13 protein-coding genes and 1 tRNA gene are annotated in these 17,618 nt (G+C 44.3%); 3 read left to right on the top strand and 11 right to left on the bottom strand.

The features are described 5' to 3' along the window. Positions 1–11 precede the first annotated feature (11 nt). The 6 genes from GKD17_RS22940 to GKD17_RS22915 are packed head-to-tail and all read right to left on the bottom strand — an operon-like array spanning position 12 to position 9,311. Positions 12–3,344 carry a hypothetical protein gene (locus GKD17_RS22940; protein ID WP_007841695.1) on the bottom strand — a complete coding sequence of 1,111 codons (3,333 nt, stop codon included), beginning with the start codon at positions 3,342–3,344 and terminating at the stop codon, positions 12–14. A gap of 19 nt (positions 3,345–3,363) precedes the next feature. Further along, on the bottom strand, positions 3,364–4,611 hold the full coding sequence (locus GKD17_RS22935; RefSeq protein ID WP_007834286.1) for a hypothetical protein: 1,248 nt from the start codon (positions 4,609–4,611) through the stop codon (positions 3,364–3,366). After that, complete coding sequence (locus GKD17_RS22930) at positions 4,608–5,624, bottom strand: FimB/Mfa2 family fimbrial subunit (protein ID WP_032935978.1); 1,017 nt, start codon at positions 5,622–5,624, stop codon at positions 4,608–4,610. Before GKD17_RS22930 ends, GKD17_RS22935 begins: the two co-directional genes overlap by 4 nt. Positions 5,625–5,652: 28 nt before the next feature. Continuing rightward, on the bottom strand, positions 5,653–7,269 hold the full coding sequence (locus GKD17_RS22925; RefSeq protein ID WP_007834284.1) for an Mfa1 family fimbria major subunit: 1,617 nt from the start codon (positions 7,267–7,269) through the stop codon (positions 5,653–5,655). Positions 7,270–7,292: 23 nt separating this feature from the next. After that, positions 7,293–8,711, bottom strand: coding sequence for a DUF3868 domain-containing protein (locus tag GKD17_RS22920; protein ID WP_007834283.1), 1,419 nt, complete (start codon positions 8,709–8,711; stop codon positions 7,293–7,295). 12 nt (positions 8,712–8,723) lie between these two features. Next, positions 8,724–9,311: a DUF3575 domain-containing protein gene (locus GKD17_RS22915; protein WP_007834282.1), complete on the bottom strand. Its 588-nt coding sequence runs from the start codon at positions 9,309–9,311 to the stop codon at positions 8,724–8,726. Between the two features lie 615 nt (positions 9,312–9,926). On the opposite strand from GKD17_RS22915, the gene GKD17_RS22910 reads away from it, so the two are divergent. Together GKD17_RS22910 and GKD17_RS22905 are read left to right on the top strand one after the other, a co-directional pair. After that, on the top strand, positions 9,927–10,268 hold the full coding sequence (locus GKD17_RS22910; protein ID WP_007843962.1) for an ISAon1 family transposase N-terminal region protein: 342 nt from the start codon (positions 9,927–9,929) through the stop codon (positions 10,266–10,268). Positions 10,269–10,293: 25 nt separating this feature from the next. Continuing rightward, positions 10,294–11,247: an ISAon1 family transposase gene (locus tag GKD17_RS22905; protein ID WP_229103367.1), complete on the top strand. Its 954-nt coding sequence runs from the start codon at positions 10,294–10,296 to the stop codon at positions 11,245–11,247. 158 nt (positions 11,248–11,405) lie between these two features. On the opposite strand, the gene GKD17_RS22900 is transcribed toward GKD17_RS22905, so the two are convergent. Further along, positions 11,406–11,476 (bottom strand) — tRNA-Gln (locus GKD17_RS22900). Between the two features lie 134 nt (positions 11,477–11,610). Between GKD17_RS22900 and GKD17_RS22895 the strand changes: the two genes are divergently transcribed. After that, positions 11,611–14,865, top strand: coding sequence for a S41 family peptidase (locus tag GKD17_RS22895; RefSeq protein WP_007834280.1), 3,255 nt, complete (start codon positions 11,611–11,613; stop codon positions 14,863–14,865). Positions 14,866–14,957: 92 nt separating this feature from the next. Here GKD17_RS22895 and tyrS read toward each other — a convergent pair whose 3' ends face one another. The 4 genes from tyrS to rnpA all read right to left on the bottom strand — a co-directional run bounded on the left by tyrS (position 14,958) and on the right by rnpA (position 17,583). Then, complete coding sequence (gene tyrS / locus GKD17_RS22890) at positions 14,958–16,250, bottom strand: tyrosine--tRNA ligase (protein ID WP_007834279.1); 1,293 nt, start codon at positions 16,248–16,250, stop codon at positions 14,958–14,960. Positions 16,251–16,328: 78 nt separating this feature from the next. Next, positions 16,329–16,958: a TatD family hydrolase gene (locus tag GKD17_RS22885; RefSeq protein ID WP_007834278.1), complete on the bottom strand. Its 630-nt coding sequence runs from the start codon at positions 16,956–16,958 to the stop codon at positions 16,329–16,331. 14 nt (positions 16,959–16,972) lie between these two features. Continuing rightward, positions 16,973–17,194, bottom strand: a complete 222-nt coding sequence (yidD, locus tag GKD17_RS22880; RefSeq protein ID WP_007834277.1) for a membrane protein insertion efficiency factor YidD — start codon at positions 17,192–17,194, stop codon at positions 16,973–16,975. Next, entirely contained in the window at positions 17,191–17,583 is a 393-nt protein-coding gene (gene rnpA, locus GKD17_RS22875) for a ribonuclease P protein component (RefSeq protein WP_007834276.1), read from the bottom strand. Before rnpA ends, yidD begins: the two co-directional genes overlap by 4 nt. Positions 17,584–17,618: the final 35 nt, after the last annotated feature.

Here is a 17,618-nt window from a genome sequence, read left to right as displayed (position 1 = left end):
CTAAAAAGAAACTAATTTGGATCTTCTACGCAACGGATGAAGCAGGCGTCACTGTTATTTCCATTAAACACATTAGCCTCATATATTCTGTTAAAGTCAAATGTAAAATAATTAATATCCCAACCTACAGTCGTTCCCCATGTTCCTGTTCCAGTAACATCCTCTGTCCAATAAATAGCACCGGGCCGCATATAGAGGTCATAAAATAACGGAGCGGTAGATGCATCAGTATAGAATCCATTAGGATTCGTTGGGAATATCTGAGTTTGCCCGCAAGAATAACGCAGAACTCCATTTCCTTCTTTAGCTTTTCTATGACCATATCCGGAAGCCCCCACCGGAAGAAAGATATGATTACCCGTATTTCTATTATAAACAAAGCATCCACGTATTCCACGGTCTTTTATAGCACTTCCACCGAAGTAATATGCTTGATCTTCTTGATATCCGTATGCATCCACAATGTTTGTTTTGGGTTCCGTAGATTCATCCCCATAAAGCACACCATAACCTTGCGCAATCATTTCGTTTTCAAACAATGCCTCATAATCCTCTATTTGAGCAATACGAGTACTCGTCAAGTCAAGCCCCCAAGAAGCCTCTTTATTATTTGCAGGCTGATTTGTTATCTCCATCCACTTCTTGATTTCACCACCTACCAATTCATACCTATTCTGATTTGATACAGGATCAGGGAAATCCTTGGAGGTTACATCTATCATTGGAATCTTACTGGAATACTGATTCTTTGCAGCAATAGGCTGATCAAGATTTTTATATTTAAACAAAGAGCCTTCATCCAACGGATTAGAAGCTTCCCTATTCTTGCTGACCAGATTCGACACATGCCATGCCGGCTTGTCGGATAACAACTTCTGCGGCCGGTTTCCTTGGTGCACGAAAATAAGATGTTCGCAGGTGTAATTATGATATTCCACACGCACTATCGCATTCCTATTGGGGGCATCCGCTGCTATTGTTCCATTAAAATTAATATCAAATTTAATATCCGAACCAGTAACACCATGTATAACCCCCTTTTCATCCTGACTTGTATTTTCTGTATCTGAAACAGAAAGACTGATAAATCCACGATTAGGATCTGTATAAGGGGGATCTCCTCTATCAGCCTCTGTTTGTGCATTTACAACATACGCTTTCCAAGGTCCTTCGGATGAAAAAGGAATAAACTCTGTTGCATTTTCCCTTGGCAATCGCAATAAAGTTACATGAAAAGGCTCATTTTTGTTATTGCTTCTATAAATGCCTTTGGGATTCACAAGTCTTCGTACTTGATATATATCGACAGTTTCTTCAAGTGTATGTTCTATGTCTGACACTTTTACCGTAGCGGTAATTTTAACTTTTGCATGCCGCTGATAAGCCACATACGGATTATTTCCTGTATAACCCGTTTTAATATGCATCTGTTTGGCGCGAGTATATAAAGGAATAGAAGCAAGTAAATGATCGTCATTTTCAGTTATACTGTAATTACCGTCTGCTTCCTCATGTGTTCCATTTCCCACTACATATTTACGAACTCCTTTATTTGTTGTCTCATAATAGTCCTTATTGCTACTGATATTTACCATTGCTCCTTCTGGTAGACCGGAGGGTACCTGATCCTTAGCATTCCCTTCTTGATTACAAGCTAGAACTCTGGCAGCAGTTTTACGAAGTGAAAGAAATCCATTCCATGGTTGATTTAGCGATGAGTTACTTGGATTTTCAGCATAATCATATTGTCTGGCATAATCCAACCCACCTTTCGCCAAAGGAAGTGTTCCATACGGTGCCCAATTATTCGTGAGAATCTCAGCTTTTAAAGACGTAAGTGTACCTCCTCCCGTATTAATCTTTACCGGAAGATTCATCGTACGGTTATAAAGATAAGAGATATAATAAGGATTCGGAACCTCGATACCCGGCTCCGGTTCTTCATACTCTATATGCCAGTCTGCATCATTGGCATATCCCTTGAACTTCAAAGTCAGTTTGTAGTGATGGTTACGCTCCGCATTATAATCGGTTATCACATCTTTTCCTAACATAAAGCGGTACTTGATAGGACCTCTACCCACTTTCTTATCATTGATAGAAACATAAAAAGCATCCACTTCTATATAGGTTCCGTATGGCTTGGCATCTTTCCATGCTTCATTGTTCTCTTGACCTCCGTTAGGATAGGTCGGTTCGGTCTTATTAAGGGTATTTGCAACCACCTGACGTTTATCACTAGGAGTACCTTCTTTACCCTTACCCTGCATATTCTCATAAAAATAAAGAGCGTTGGTAATTTCGGTATGCACATCCGCCAACTTTTTGGGATGATATGCGTTTTCACCCTGTTCTTTACTGCCGAATAGAGGTTTCCCCTTCGTAATACGGGCTTCGTATGTTTCCTTAAAATCACTTATAGTCGGCTCGGTGTCACCTTCATAATATTTTATGGTTTCACCATTTTTTATCAAATCAAGCTTTACTCCTTCGTCCCTATCCTTCGGTTGATAGTTTTCCGGAACTGCAGGATTATCCTGTCCCAGACAACAATTCTGCGGGATGTCCTTTATGGTCACCGATTTCAAATAAATGAAAACACCCTCTTCCAGTTTACTGCCATCGTATGCAATCGTTACCTTGGAAGCTGCACGGCGTATCCAGGAATGCAACTTCATGCCCTTTTTATTGATAGTGATCAATTCACTGTTATTCTCTTGCCCCACTATGGTGAAATGACCGAACATCTGACTGTTCTTAGCCACATCAGCAACATCCCAAGTAAGAGAAATGCTTTTTAATCCTTCTTTCGTTGCAATAGCTGTCTTATACTTTGCAACCTCCTCTGCAGCACCATTTTCCTTCCCATGCGCCTGAACCGCCTTCTTAAAGTCCTCTCCCATATTGGCTACCGCATAGATGTAATAACGTCCGTAAGGAATGGTCAATTTGAGATTCGCTTGTGGGGTTTTCGTTTCGGCTATAGTGCCACCATCAGGTGCATCCCCATCCTTGCGTGTTACCTCATTCACATAAAACTGTCCATCAGTCGGGTTTGCATTGCTTATCGATTCCAACGAATGTCCCTCTACAAAATTTCCTTCCGTGTCATACAACAACACACACAAATCCTGAATGGACTTGATAGCATCACCCGCCGTACGCGATTTGCCCGCAAGCCCCTCCACCAGTGGCCGGAAGTCCACCTGTGCTATTATTGTGGTTTCTCCTTCGGGAATAGGTTCCCCGTCCGTGTACAGCAGATCGTCCTTGCACGAGGTAACGGCAAGCATCAACAGACCGCATACCAACCAAACACAACGCATCGCTTTATTTTTCATCATTCTCTTCTCCTTATTTTCATTATATTCCAAATTCAGGTTCAAGTACCACTTCGCCGTATGGACGCAAATCCACCTGCCATGATATGTCATTCGCATCATTGATGGTGATGCGCACCACCACATGGGTATTGCGAGGCAAAGCAGAAAGATTCGGAAAGAAACTTTCCAAGGTGAACTCCCCGAAGGAAGTGTTTCCGGCCCTGTCGCCTAACACCTCACCACTATTATCCTTTGTATCCAGCGTAATAGCGGTCTTGTAGGAAGTCTTATAATTATTGCCATTCGTATTATCTGAATATGTGTCATTGGCATTCTCATACTTTCCTTCCGACAGGTAGAATGAAGGTAGTTTGACCGGCTCCGTTGATTTTGCTGTCAATTTCTTATTCTCCTTGTATAGCTGATTAAACGGTGTATATTTAGCTGCCGGTACTTGGAAATCAGTCACATTTTCCGCATCATCGTACGTCATACCATTAGGCAGAAGATATTCATGAGAAGCCGACTTATCTATTCTGATTACACTCAACCAGTAATCCCGGCTACTCTTGTTCGTTATCTCATACGTGAATTTTACGGCAGCACGGGTAAGTTTCAATGTGATCTCCTTCTTTTTCAGTACCACTTTCTCACCCTCTTCACCGGTCTGTCCCTGCTCCCCATTGTCAGGTTCCAGACCTTCGTCATCCAGCATCACCGTATGACATTCGCTCATAGGTAGCGGGTGAGTTTTATCGAAAGCCCCCACATTGTCAAACGACAACACAAGCCCTGCCATCTGCTCCTTGGCAAGAAATTTGTCTCCGGGTTTAAAGTCGCCCCAAGCTTTGGATACCCGAGACACCTCACCCTCCACAGCGGGAAGTTCCACCGAAGCACTCCCCTCGTTACCCAGCAGGTAAATAGTCTTTTCCTCATTGCCCTGCACCTTCAGGCGGATTTTTCCATACCGGTCGCTCACAGAAGCATTCTTCAAATCAAGATAGACATTATGTTCCACCCTGCCATCCGGACGAACCAGAATGACACGCAGCGTATGCATCTTCTCGGCTTCCGTCACCTCACCATACATTTCTTCCTCCGCACGTCCGGAAACAGAACGTCCGGATGCGGAAGCATCTCTCAGGGCGACATTGATATCCAGATAGACCGCATCAGGCCCGTTAGATAACGAAAGCCCCTCATCACTTCTGCTGTCACATCCGCACATCAGGAGGAAGCAGACGCCCAGCACGGCCACGGTATATCCCCAATCCTTTATTCTCATAATTCTGCATCATTAATTCTTACTATCCAGTCATTGACAACAATATGGGTACGTATCCAATTGTGATTATTATCCAAGAAAAATATCAATGACCAGTTATTTTCACGGTCCAGGAATTCCTGATCACCCATTTTGTCGAAGTGATCACTCTTCAGTAGCAGCAGATACTCGTTCAGCGGAATGTTCAGTACCTGCGCATTGTCACTATTACGGGTGATGGTCAGGCGCGTATGATTGCCGGCAACCAGTCGCGAGGTAGAAAACTCGGCGTATGCCACTGTCACTGTTTCATCACCTTCTTCTGTCACTCCCACTGTACGTTGCCCTTGTGCCCATGGAGCATAGACTTGTCCGCCATTGCTTATCAGACTGTTATCGGGAGCAAACAAGGTGTTGTCATCCGTAATACGGAAAGTAAAGTTCTTGTCGTCCACCTCGCCGCCGTTCATCTGCTGAAGCACCACACGGATGTTGTTGGTGTTCTTCATCAGGTACACAGTCGCTTCCTCGTAAGCGCCATTGTCCACACTCATGTCCAGCGAGCCGTGGAACAAGGGATGCAGATCGGTTTCCGAAACACGTCCGGCATTATGCATCTCTACACGCAAATCCTGCATGATTGAACCGATGCCGGGAACCGCCTTGAACGAAAAAGAGGTTTTCGGACAAGTCAGCCCGCCATATGCAATGAAATGATAACTACCTTTCTCCAAATCGAGGGTCATGCGGTAATTCTCATCTTTCAGTTCGTCACCTGTACCGATATAAGTAACCAGGTAGTTGCCCTGTTCGTCATAGACCAACAGAGCCAGACAGTCCACCTGCGAATGGAATGCATTGGCATACTCCATATTATAGTCATAGACAAAACGCAAACGGACACCTTGCGAGCAGGGTTCCAGATCATTGTATATGCCATGGCAGGAGGACAACAATGCAGCTACCGCCAGCACGGTGCAAAGCACCATGCCCGGCAATCTTAATGTATGTATGAATCTTGTTGTCTTATTCATTGTTTAATAGGGTATAATAAGTACTTATTTAGAACTCTATGTCATTTATGCGGACCACCCAAGGACGCACTTCTACGGTTACTTCGATGTAGAGGTCATTTCGTTCATCCGGATTGTTCGGATCGAACGGATCGGGATCATCTTTAGGACCCGGCGAGGTAGGATGACCATAGCCGTTAATTTTGTTCACCATCAGTTTGTACACATTGTTGCGCACCACAGCGAACTCCATCGGTCCCATCAGGTTAGGATCATTATTGTCATTATGACGGTTCCAATAGCAATAATACATTTCATAGTCACCGCTTCCGTTCGGGCGTAAAACAGTGAATCCTGCTTTGCCAAATTCAGCATCGGCAGCGGGTGTTTCCCCTATTTGGGCATAAGCGGCTCTCAGGCTCTCATCTGCGTTGGCAGCATTAGCCACATCTTTCACTTTCTCCCAAGTACCATACAACACATTGTTATATACAAAAATGGGCTGATCACCGGTTACGCCATAAGTTGACTTGTTAAATTGTAGTTTTCCCTTGAAAATCACACCGGTAGAGATACCGTTTTTCTGATTACTGTTAGGAGCAGGGATGGTATTCTCGGTTGCATAACGCCAAATTTTGTATCCGTTGCGATTGCCTGTGTTCCAAGATTCGTCATTGTCTTCTTCGGTCAAAGAAGATATCTTTGTGAATTTATTTTCCCATTCAGCTACCGATCTAGCAAAAAAGTTATTATAAAAATAGTTACCTTTATAAGTTTCTCCGACATTACCGTTCTTTTCCCTTGCATCCGTGTCCACCACATAGTTGTTTGAAGTTTCCTGTCCACACAAGTCTATATCATCCGCAAGTCCGTTAGCAGACACCCGGCGCAGATGATAGAAACTCTTGCTGATATTGACCATTACCATATCAGTCAGCAGGACTTTGACGCCATTGGTGCTCTCCAGCACATAAGTGTTAGTAGCCTCTGTAGTGGGATAGCTGCTCGCTTTGAAATCAAAACGTGCGCAAGCACGTTCCACCGAGATGGTACCCAGAGAAAGACGATTGGACTCAGTATATTGTTCCCAGTTCCAAATCGTATTCGGGGTAGAATTTGCCACTTTCACCAAATTGTGGTTAGACATCAGGAAAGCGTCTTTTTTCCAGATTTCATCGTTGTCTGTTAATAATTCAGGTTCATCCGACAGCGTATGAATACTATGGGTCAGATCATTGATATTGATAGAAGAAATGGGATTACAGAAAGCATAAGCGTAAATCTCTCCTGTTTTGTATGTCTCCAATGCACTTCTGTCCAAAGTTGTCACAAGTCTGGGGTATTTTCCATCCTCTTTAGGTTCCACATCCAGACGTTGACTGACAATGAGAGATCCGTCAGCCTTTGTCAGCACCAACAATATCTCCTTGACACTATTCTCATAATTCTTGCCCACTTCAGCACCGCCAGTAGAATTGCTTCCGTTTCCATCCTCACCATCTGTTGTCGTGCTCCTTGAACTGCTTCCCTGCATCAGTTGCACCCCGAATTCCACATATACATCATTCTCAGCATTGGCCGGCTGAGACACATTTGCCTCATCTGAGCATGCCCACAAACACAATGCTGCAAGCCCGGACATCAAAATCTTACTAAACTTTTTCATATTGATTCCTTATTTTCTTATTATTACTTCTTATCAATTTTGTTAATCTGTTCCAGTGCATCGGCAGCCTCTTTCACACCCATGCTTTGTGCCTGCGACAACAAGCGGCGTGCCTGTACATAGTCTTTGTCCAGTCCGGCAAGTACACCGCGCGCATATACCGCCTCAGGCGTGCCGCCTGCCTTTGCCACATACTTACGCGCCGAAACAAGATCACCGCGAGACATCGCCACATTGGAAGCGTTCAGATTTGCCGTAGCATCATCAGGATAGAGACGAACCATGGTTTCGAACACCTCATTATACTCGTCACTGCCTGCCGGATAGCTCTCCGCCACACGATAAAATTCATTCAAACTCAACTTACCCGGGGCAGTACGCCAAATGCGACGCGCCTCTTCTATATCAGTATAAGCACGGACTACATATTCCACCGTATAGTCCGAGTGACGAAGACCGGGATAGACCTCACGAAGCAGAAACTGATAGTCCCGGGGATAACGCGCCTTGATTTTCTGTTCACGTGCATCCGGATCACCACCGCTGTGCACCAACTCCAAAATGCCATAACGATCCGGAAGTGTACAAGTTTTCAAATAACGCTCCAGTCCTGCCCAGTCCTCAGGCTCGTAGTCTGTAGCCATGACACCAGACGGGAAATTATACAAACGCTGTACATAATCTTTCAATGTTTCCGTACGTCCTTGGGCAAGGCGGGTGTTATTGGCATAACTACCCTCAGGAGAAGCATAGCCCTTAATGTGAATAGAAGTGATGCGGGTATCAGCATCATTGCGCACGGTGTCTATCGTGGCACGGATCTTAGCAAGTTCTATCGGATTACGACGGTAATCCTCGTAAATTTCCGTGCGGTTCACTGGAAAATCAATATAAGCGGAACCTTTCAGTTCACGGGTTTTCAGCTCCTCTGCTTTCGGAACACAATAAACAAAGATCGGAGAGAAAATCTTCGGGTGAAAATCCAGCGTAGTCAACGGCGAACGGTCGGACAAAAGTACCTCGCACAAACAACCACACACCTCATCGCCAAGCTCAAGAGTAGCGTCGGCCATCCATTCAGCATATGGCACCATGGCGCTATAATGAATTACCCGGTCATGACCGGCACGAAACAGTGAAATACCCACACCTGGAGCAGCATCATTGCGTAAATGGAAATAATAACGGTTACGACCTGCCAGCACTACAGGAGAAAGAAACAATTCATTATTCTCCGCACGGAGCACAGGAGCAAAAGATACTTCACGGGAAGACGGCATATCAATACCTGCCACATCAATATTCATTGACACAAGCAGATTCTCACCGCTACGAGCAATATTCAGACCGTCTACTTTTACACGTCCCAACGTCAGAATAGTCTGGCTGTTTATTCCTATTATGCAAAATAACAAAAGAAGTATACATAGTAATTTCTTCATAAGCAGTATCTTTTAAAATACGTAGATCAGGTTTAGTGCGACCTTTGTAGGGCCTACATAGTGATGGGATTTGCCATCAATCAGTTTGGTGCCGCAATCGGCACAGGGATAGGCATCGAAACGGGTATAGGCATAACCCACACCGATTTCGGCCTCCACGTTCCAGTAGCGGGAAAGAATCCACGAATAACCGTAAGCAATACCGGCACCTACAAACCATCCTTGATAACGACGATCAGAAAGTTTGGACAAATCACTACCCAAAAACGAAATGTCATTCTTCAGGTTACCCACATTGTATTGTCCACCGTGAGCATGAACGCCCACAAAATGACCGGTAAAACGATCACAGAACCAATAACGTGCCTCAGGTTGCAACATCCAATGTTTCCACGTACGACCATGCGAACGGACCCACCCATTATAGTTGCCTGATACATCAAGCGTCCATCTGGGGGCAAGACCAACCTCAGCACCCAAATTGATAGTGCCTGAGGCGTCATAAAGGATATTGCTCTTCAACGCGATATCCTGCGCCTTCACAAATGCACTTCCACCAAGCAGGAAAGAAAGCAAGATTGCATAATTTTTTAACTTCATTATATCTATAATTTATATCAATTCATGCTACGTTACGATATATCTCTTGGCAAGAGATATACTCTTCATGATTAATACACTGAAATACAGATAGTTATAAAATAAATATCCTTCACCAAATACATATATAAACTTTGATTATCATAACTTTTTATTTCTTTAATATAGAATTATCGTTGTTTTTTATTGCTTATTACCAGTAATTTACGTATTTTTGCAATATACTTTATAGATCTCTTGCCAAGAGATATGTAGATATTGTAACTATTTTTATTTGTCATATTCCCGATATTCAGTACCCTATTCATTCTTATTTTTACTTTAATATAGACAGATACCGCATTCTTTAAATATAGAAGAGAAAAGCAAATATGAATCAAACAACAGAAACAGGAGAAATTTCAAAAATAAATCTGTAGTATAAAAGGAGAATGGCTCTAACTTTTTTATAAAAACAATATCTTAAACACTTAGACTTTTATTTTTGTATCTTTGTTCTTACTCAGACAAGTCACCCAAAGCAATGAGAGCAAATTGTTGGGTCAACGTAAAATCCTGAGGGGTATATCCGATAAAATCCTATCTTTGTGTGAAACAAACGAATCATCAGCGATTATGGAAACTAACGGTTACCGTCTCCTTCTTCCCGAAGGTACCTTGGATTATTTCAACATTTCCGATGTAAAGGAAAGCAGTAGTGAAATCGTGATTTACCTGGAAGAGAAAAATGAGCTTCCCGGTGAATATTCGACTGTCAAAGTGGAAAGCAAAGGCTTCTACGACCCTGTAGTAGTCCGGGACTTCCCCATCCGTGGCAAGAATCTTTTCCTGAATATCCGCCGGCGCCGGTGGATTTTGAAAGACGAGGGGCGTTACGTAAGCCGTAACTGGAAACTGGTAGCGGAAGGCAGCCGTATGACGCATGAGTTTGCGTCTTTTTTAAAAGAATTATATTGATACGCTTCCTGTCAGTTGTAAGCTGCTGGGAACCCTGTTCGGTGTGGACGGTGAGCTTCTTGAACGTCAATACCGCAACCACTTGAGCGGTTATCTGAAATGGGAGTCTCTTCCTCATGCCGGGGACTGGCTTCTCTTTGAGAAGAATATAGGGGCCTATGTGGGTATAGATGAAGTCTGCCTTTCGCGTGGTGAGCTCTATACTATCCTCATAAACAAGGAAAAGACAGGCCGTTCAGGCAGCATCATCGCCATTGTAAAAGGTACAGATGTAAGGAGTGTCACCTCCGTATTGCTCCGTCTCTCCCGGCGCAGACGGTTTCAGGTAAGGGAAATCACTATGGATATGGCTCCTAATATGGAACAGATCGCCCGTGTCTGCTTTCCTGCGGCACGCCGTGTTACTGACCGTTTCCATGTGCAGAAGCTGGCTTTTGAAGCTTTACAGGAAATGCGCGTGAAGGCACGCTGGGAGGCTTTGGACAAGGAATCAATACAGATCGCATACGCAAAGGCGTGCGGGAAGATATACCATGCCCCGACCTTTGAGAACGGGGATTCGCGCAAGCAATTGCTCGCCCGCAGTATCTATCTGCTGTATAAAAAAGAGTCATTATGGACTGAATCCCAACGCATACGTGCCGGTATCCTCTTCAGGGAATATCCCGACCTGAAGAAGGCATACTATCTTTCCATGAGGCTCGGGTTGATATATCACCAGTGCAAGCACAAGGACACCGCTCTGACAAGACTTGCCAGATGGTATGACGAAGTTGAAAAGTCCGGCTTTCTTGCGTTCGGAAGGGTAATACGTTCCATACAGACACATTATCTGGAAATCGTCAACTTTTTCGACAGGCGTTCCACCAACGCAGCTTCCGAATCGTTCAATGCCAAAATCAAGGACTTCAGAACACAGTTCAGAGGAGTAAAGGACAGGACTTTCTTTCTATTCAGACTGACTAAAATTTATGCTTAATCTATGAATCCCTCAGGTTTTTACGTTGACCCAAATTGTTGGCATCCAATTGGGCCCTGATTATAGGGCTATTTTTAAAACTGTGACGACCGGATACGAAAAAAACCCGTCAAACTATATGTTTAACGGGTTTTTATTTCATTTTAGATTGAAAATTGTTGGACTACCAAGATTCGAACTTGGACAAACAGAACCAAAACCTGTTGTGCTACCATTACACCATAGTCCAATCATTATGTGCTTTCCTTGGAAAGCGGTGCAAAGATACGTTTTTCCTGCAATATAGTCCAAATATTTTCGCACTTTTTTTTGCAATAAAGTGCAAATGCTTAACTTTGCGTACAAACTAAAAGAAATAAATACATGAAAAAACTTCTAACTTGCCTTGCTTTAAGCCTTGTTGCAGCAAGCAGTTATGCAGCTACACCTTTATGGCTGCGTGACGTGCAAATTTCCCCCGACGGCACGGAAATTGCATTCTGTTATAAAGGAGATATCTATAAAGTACCCTCCAACGGAGGAACTGCCACCCAACTCACTACGCAAGCCTCATATGAGTGTAACCCCATCTGGTCACCGGATAGTAAACAAATTGCCTTCGCCAGTGACCGCAATGGTAATTTCGACCTGTTTGTCATGTCGGCCGATGGCGGAGCAGCCCGGCGTCTTACCACCCATTCGGCTTCCGAAATACCGTCAACCTTCACCACCGACGGCAACTATATCCTGTTCTCGGCCTCCATCCAAGACCCTGCCAACAGTGCCTTGTTCCCTACCTCAGCTATGACAGAACTATACAAAGTCCCTGTAACCGGCGGACGTACCGAACAGGTGCTGGGTACTCCCGCAGAAATGGTCTGCTTTGACAAATCAGGAAAAACATTTCTCTACCAAGACCGCAAAGGTTTTGAAGACGAATGGCGCAAACACCACACCTCGTCCATCACCCGTGACGTATGGTTATATAATTCGGAAAACGGCAAGCATACCAACCTGACCGCCCATGCAGGCGAAGACCGTAACCCTGTATTTGCACCCGACGGACAAACCGTTTATTTCCTGAGCGAACGAAACGGCGGTACATTCAACGTATATTCCTTTCCAATAAGTAGTCCTCAATCATTGGAAACGGTCACCAACTTCAAGACTCATCCGGTCCGCTTCCTGTCAATGGGTAGCAACGGCACTCTCTGTTATACGTATGATGGAGAAATATACACTCAAAAACAAGGAGATAAACCGCAGAAAGTCAAGATCGATATCACCCGTGATGACCAAAATACAATAGCGGATCTGAATTTCAGTAATGGAGCGACCTCAGCTACCGTATCACCGGACGGCAAACAAATTGCTTTCATTGTACGAGGTGAAGTATTCGTCACTTCTGCCGATTATAATACTACCAAGCAAATCACACATACCCCTGCCCGTGAAGCAGGACTTACTTTCTCACCGGACAACCGTACTTTAGCGTACGCCAGTGAACGCAACGGAAACTGGGAACTTTACATGGCCAAGATTGCACGTAAGGAAGAAGCTAACTTCCCCAATGCGACTACCATTGAAGAAGAAGTACTCCTGCCTTCGGACAAGACAGAACGTACCTATCCGCAATTCTCGCCGGACGGGAAGGAACTAGCCTTTATAGAAGACCGTAACCGGTTGATGGTGCTTAATCTGGAAACCAAAAAGGTACGTCAGGTCACTGACGGCGCCACCTGGTTCAGCACCGGCGGTGGCTTTGACTATTCATGGTCACCGGATGGCAAATGGTTCACATTGGAATTTATCGGAAACCGGCATGATCCATATTCCGATATAGGTATGGTGAATGCACAAGGAGGAAAAATTATCAATCTGACCAATAGCGGCTATACCAGTGGCTCCCCTCGCTGGGTACTGGATGGTAATGCCATTTTATTCATTACCGAACGTTATGGTATGCGTGCCCATGCTTCATGGGGATCACTAAACGATGTGATGCTGGTATTTATGAACCAAGATGCGTATGACAAGTTCCGCCTGAGCAAAGAAGATTACGAATTGCAAAAAGAACTGGAAAAAGAACAAAAGAACACAACCGAAACCAAGAAAAACGGTAAAAAGAAAGGTGATAACAAAGAAAAATCCGAAGAGAAAAAAGAGGAAAAAGTAAAGGACATCGTGGTGGAACTGAGCAACATCGAGGACCGCATCGTACGCCTTACTCCCAACTCTTCCGATTTGGGGAGCGCCATTATCACAAAAGACGGTGAAACCTTATATTACCTCTCTGCCTTCGAAGGCGGCTATGACCTGTGGAAAATGAATCTGCGCAAGAAAGACACCAAGTTACTCCATAAAATGGATGCCGGATGGGCCAACATGGAAATGGACAAGGATGGAAAGAACTTATTCTTGCTAGGTAGCAACACGATGCAGAAAATGGGTACTAATTCTGAAAGCTTGAAACCCATCAGCTATCAAGCCCACGTGAAGATGGACCTCGCAGCCGAACGTGACTATATGTTCAACCACGTATACAAACAAGAACAAAAACGCTTCTACAACCTGAACATGCACGGAATAGACTGGGATGCTATGACCAAAGCCTATCGCAAGTTCCTACCGCATATCAATAATAATTATGACTTTGCGGAGTTGTTGAGCGAATATCTGGGCGAACTGAACGTTTCACACACAGGAGGACGTTACCGTCCGCGCCTGAAAGGAGATGCCACCGCTACCTTAGGATTATTGTATGACTGGAATCATAATGGCAAAGGCCTGTTGATTTCTGAGGTAGTGGAAAAAGGCCCCTTCGACCACGCCCGTTCCAAAGTGAAAGCCGGAGATATCATTGAAAAGATCGACGGTCAGGAAATCACTCCCGAAAGCGATTACTCTGTTCTGTTGAACGGTAAAGCCAGAAAGAAAACACTGGTTACGCTTTATAACCCGCAGACCAAAGAACGTTGGGAAGAAGTAGTTGTTCCTATCAGCAATGGTGTTTTGAATGACTTACTTTACGCACGCTGGGTAAAACAACGGGCAGCCGATGTAGACAAATGGTCGAACGGCCGTTTGGGATACGTGCACATTGAATCCATGGGAGATGACAGCTTCCGTTCCGTTTATTCAGATATTCTGGGCAAGTACAATAACCGTGAAGGTATCGTCATCGATACCCGTTTCAATGGCGGAGGACGTCTGCACGAGGATATCGAGATTCTATTCAGCGGAAAGAAATACTTTACACAAGTAGTTCGTGGACGTGAAGCTTGCGATATGCCCAGCCGCCGTTGGAACAAACCGAGTATCATGGTGCAGTGCGAGGCTAACTACAGCAACGCACATGGCACTCCATGGGTATATAGCCATCAAAAAATAGGCAAACTGGTAGGTATGCCTGTACCGGGAACCATGACCAGCGTATCTTGGGAAACATTGCAAGATCCGACACTGGTATTCGGCATTCCTGTTATCGGCTATCGCTTGCCGGATGGAAGCTATCTGGAAAACTCACAACTGGAGCCGGATATCAAAGTGGCTAACTCACCGGAAACAGTAGTGAAAGGTGAAGATACCCAGTTGAAAGCTGCGGTAGACGAGTTGTTGAAAGAGATAGACGGAAAATAAGGAGAAAAAAGATACAAAAAACCGGAAGAAGAAAACCTATCATTTCTCCTTCCGGTTTTTATTTTTATCTATAAAAGAAATTCTCTTTTTTCTTATTTGGCAATCACCAAATAATAATTCTTCTTCCCGCGCTGAACCAGCAGGTATTTTCCGTCCAGCAGATCAGCAGTTGTAATTACCTGGTCAAAGGCATTTAATTTCTCCTTATTCAACGAAACACCACCGCCCTGTACAAGCTTACGCATTTCACCTTTTGAAGCGAAAACAGCGGCATTATCAACAAACAGGTCTACTGCTTTCACCCCTTCGGCCAATACATCCTTGGACACTTCAAACTGAGGAACACCTTCGAACACTGCCAGCAACGTGTCTTCATCCAGTTTTTTCAATGCTTCGGAAGTGGCGTTACCAAACAGAATGCCTGATGCCTCAACAGCCGCATTATAATCTTCTTCCGAATGAACCATCACAGTCACTTCCTTAGCCAGACGCTTCTGCAATACACGCAGATGCGGAGCTTCAGCATGTTCTGCTGTCAATACTTCCACTTCTTCCTGACTCAGTGACGTGAAAATCTTTATATAACGTGCGGCATCCTCGTCACTTACATTCAACCAGAACTGATAGAACTTATAAGGAGAAGTATAACGGGGGTCCAACCAAATATTACCAGATTCAGTCTTACCGAACTTACCACCATCAGCTTTTGTAATCAACGGACAAGTCAATGCAAACACTTCACCGCCATTGGTACGACGAATCAGCTCGGCCCCGGTAGTAATATTACCCCATTGGTCCGAACCACCCATCTGAAGTTTGCAGCCCTTTGTTTCATAAAGATGCAAGAAATCGTATCCCTGCAACAGCTGGTAAGTAAATTCTGTAAATGACAAACCGTCACGAGCCTCACCGTTCAAACGTTTCTGTACAGAATCCTTAGCCATCATATAATTTACGGTGATATGCTTACCTATCTCACGGGCGAAATCAAGGAAAGTAAAGTCCTTCATCCAGTCGTAATTGTTCACCAATTCGGCTTTGTTAGGAGCATCGCTCTCAAAGTCAAGGAACTTAGCCAACTGTTTCTTGATACAAGCCACATTGTGACGCAATGTTTCTTCAGTCAGCAGATTACGTTCCTGCGATTTGCCGGAAGGGTCACCAATCATACCGGTCGCACCGCCCACCAATGCCAACGGCTTGTGACCGCAACGCTGGAAATGACGCAGCATCATCACACCACACAGGTGACCGATATGCAAAGAATCAGCCGTAGGATCAATACCCAGATAAGCTGTTACTTGTTCTTTAGCCAATAACTCCTCGGTGCCCGGCATCATCGTGTGCACCATTCCACGCCATGTTAATTCTTCTACAAAATTCATCGAATGATTATCTATTTAAATGTTTGATTTATACTTTAATGCCACAAAAGTACGACTCTTTATCTGAAGAAACAACTCTTATCGCTGAAAAAAGATTTTCCGTGTGTTTTCACTTATTCTATCACACAACAAGGAGACTGCCACATCTTTCGCCTCTGCCATTTGCCCGATAACCGTGCGGATATCCAGCGGACTTTCATCTGTTTCGGCCAATAAACGCTCTAAAGGCACATTCTGTAGCACATCAGGCTGATACTTTTCCCCCAAGGAGAAATAAATGTCTTCTTGCATCAGCCGACAGGCAATATTCAAATTATTACGGAAACCGTGTACCACCCAGGGCATCTGCGGCCGATACCGCTTTTTCAACTCAATCAGCTCATTAAACGCCTTCACACAATGAATCACCAACGGCTTTCCTACTGACTCACTCAATAAAATTTGTCGGATTAGCACCTCTTTTTGCAGCAAGATATCAGCCGAAGCCAACTTATCCAGACCTGCCTCCCCTATTGCCAAAACAGATGAATGGCCAGCCGCATCCTCCAGCCGTTTCCAATCCTCCGGCTCAGTTTCCAAAACCTTCCACGGATGAATACCTATGGAATAGTAGCAGCCTTCCGCAGGCTCAAATAGTCCGGGTTCTACATTGAGAATATTTTCTCCCGGAATGCCCTCTTTATGATGTGTATGAATATCCAGCAACATAGGAACAACAGATTTTACGGAACCGGATCATAGCCCGACCCACCCCACGGATGACAACGCAATATCCGACGAACCGCCAGGTATAATCCCTTAAAAGGTCCGTGTTTTTTAATAGCCTCAATAGCGTATTCCGAACAGGTAGGTACAAAACGGCATGAAGGAGGAGTCATCGGAGAAATGTACCCCCGATAGAAATAAACGGACAACAGCAACAGATAGGAAAGTATCTTTTTCATTCCAATCTTTCCACTATATGAAACAGCAACTTCTTCACTTTCTCCTCCACTTCTGCAGAAGAATGAATATGGTTATCCAGCCATATAAAGGCGATAATCAGTCTTTTGTTCCGGGAAGCTAGCGCATCCAGCAACAAATGCTTGTTCTTCCGATAAGCCTCACGTACCTGACGTTTCACCAAATTACGCTTTACCGCACGTTTAAACCGCTTCTTGGGCACACTAATCAGAATAGAAGCTGCCGCCATATCTTCCTCCACAGGCTCTACCGACATATACACCACACGTAGCGGAAAAGCCGGAAAAGACTTGCTTCCACCTAAAAAAAGACGCTCAATCAATGTCTTACTATTCAAACGCTCTTTTTTACCGAGTGTATATTCTACCATAATCTTCTTTCTTTTATTAAAATAAAGAAACCGAG

The sequence above is a fragment of the Phocaeicola dorei genome, assembly GCF_013009555.1.
Classification (GTDB): Bacteria; Bacteroidota; Bacteroidia; order Bacteroidales; family Bacteroidaceae; genus Phocaeicola; species Phocaeicola dorei.
The sequence above is the reverse complement of the archived record's forward strand: the minus strand, read 5'-3'. Positions and strand labels throughout refer to the sequence as shown.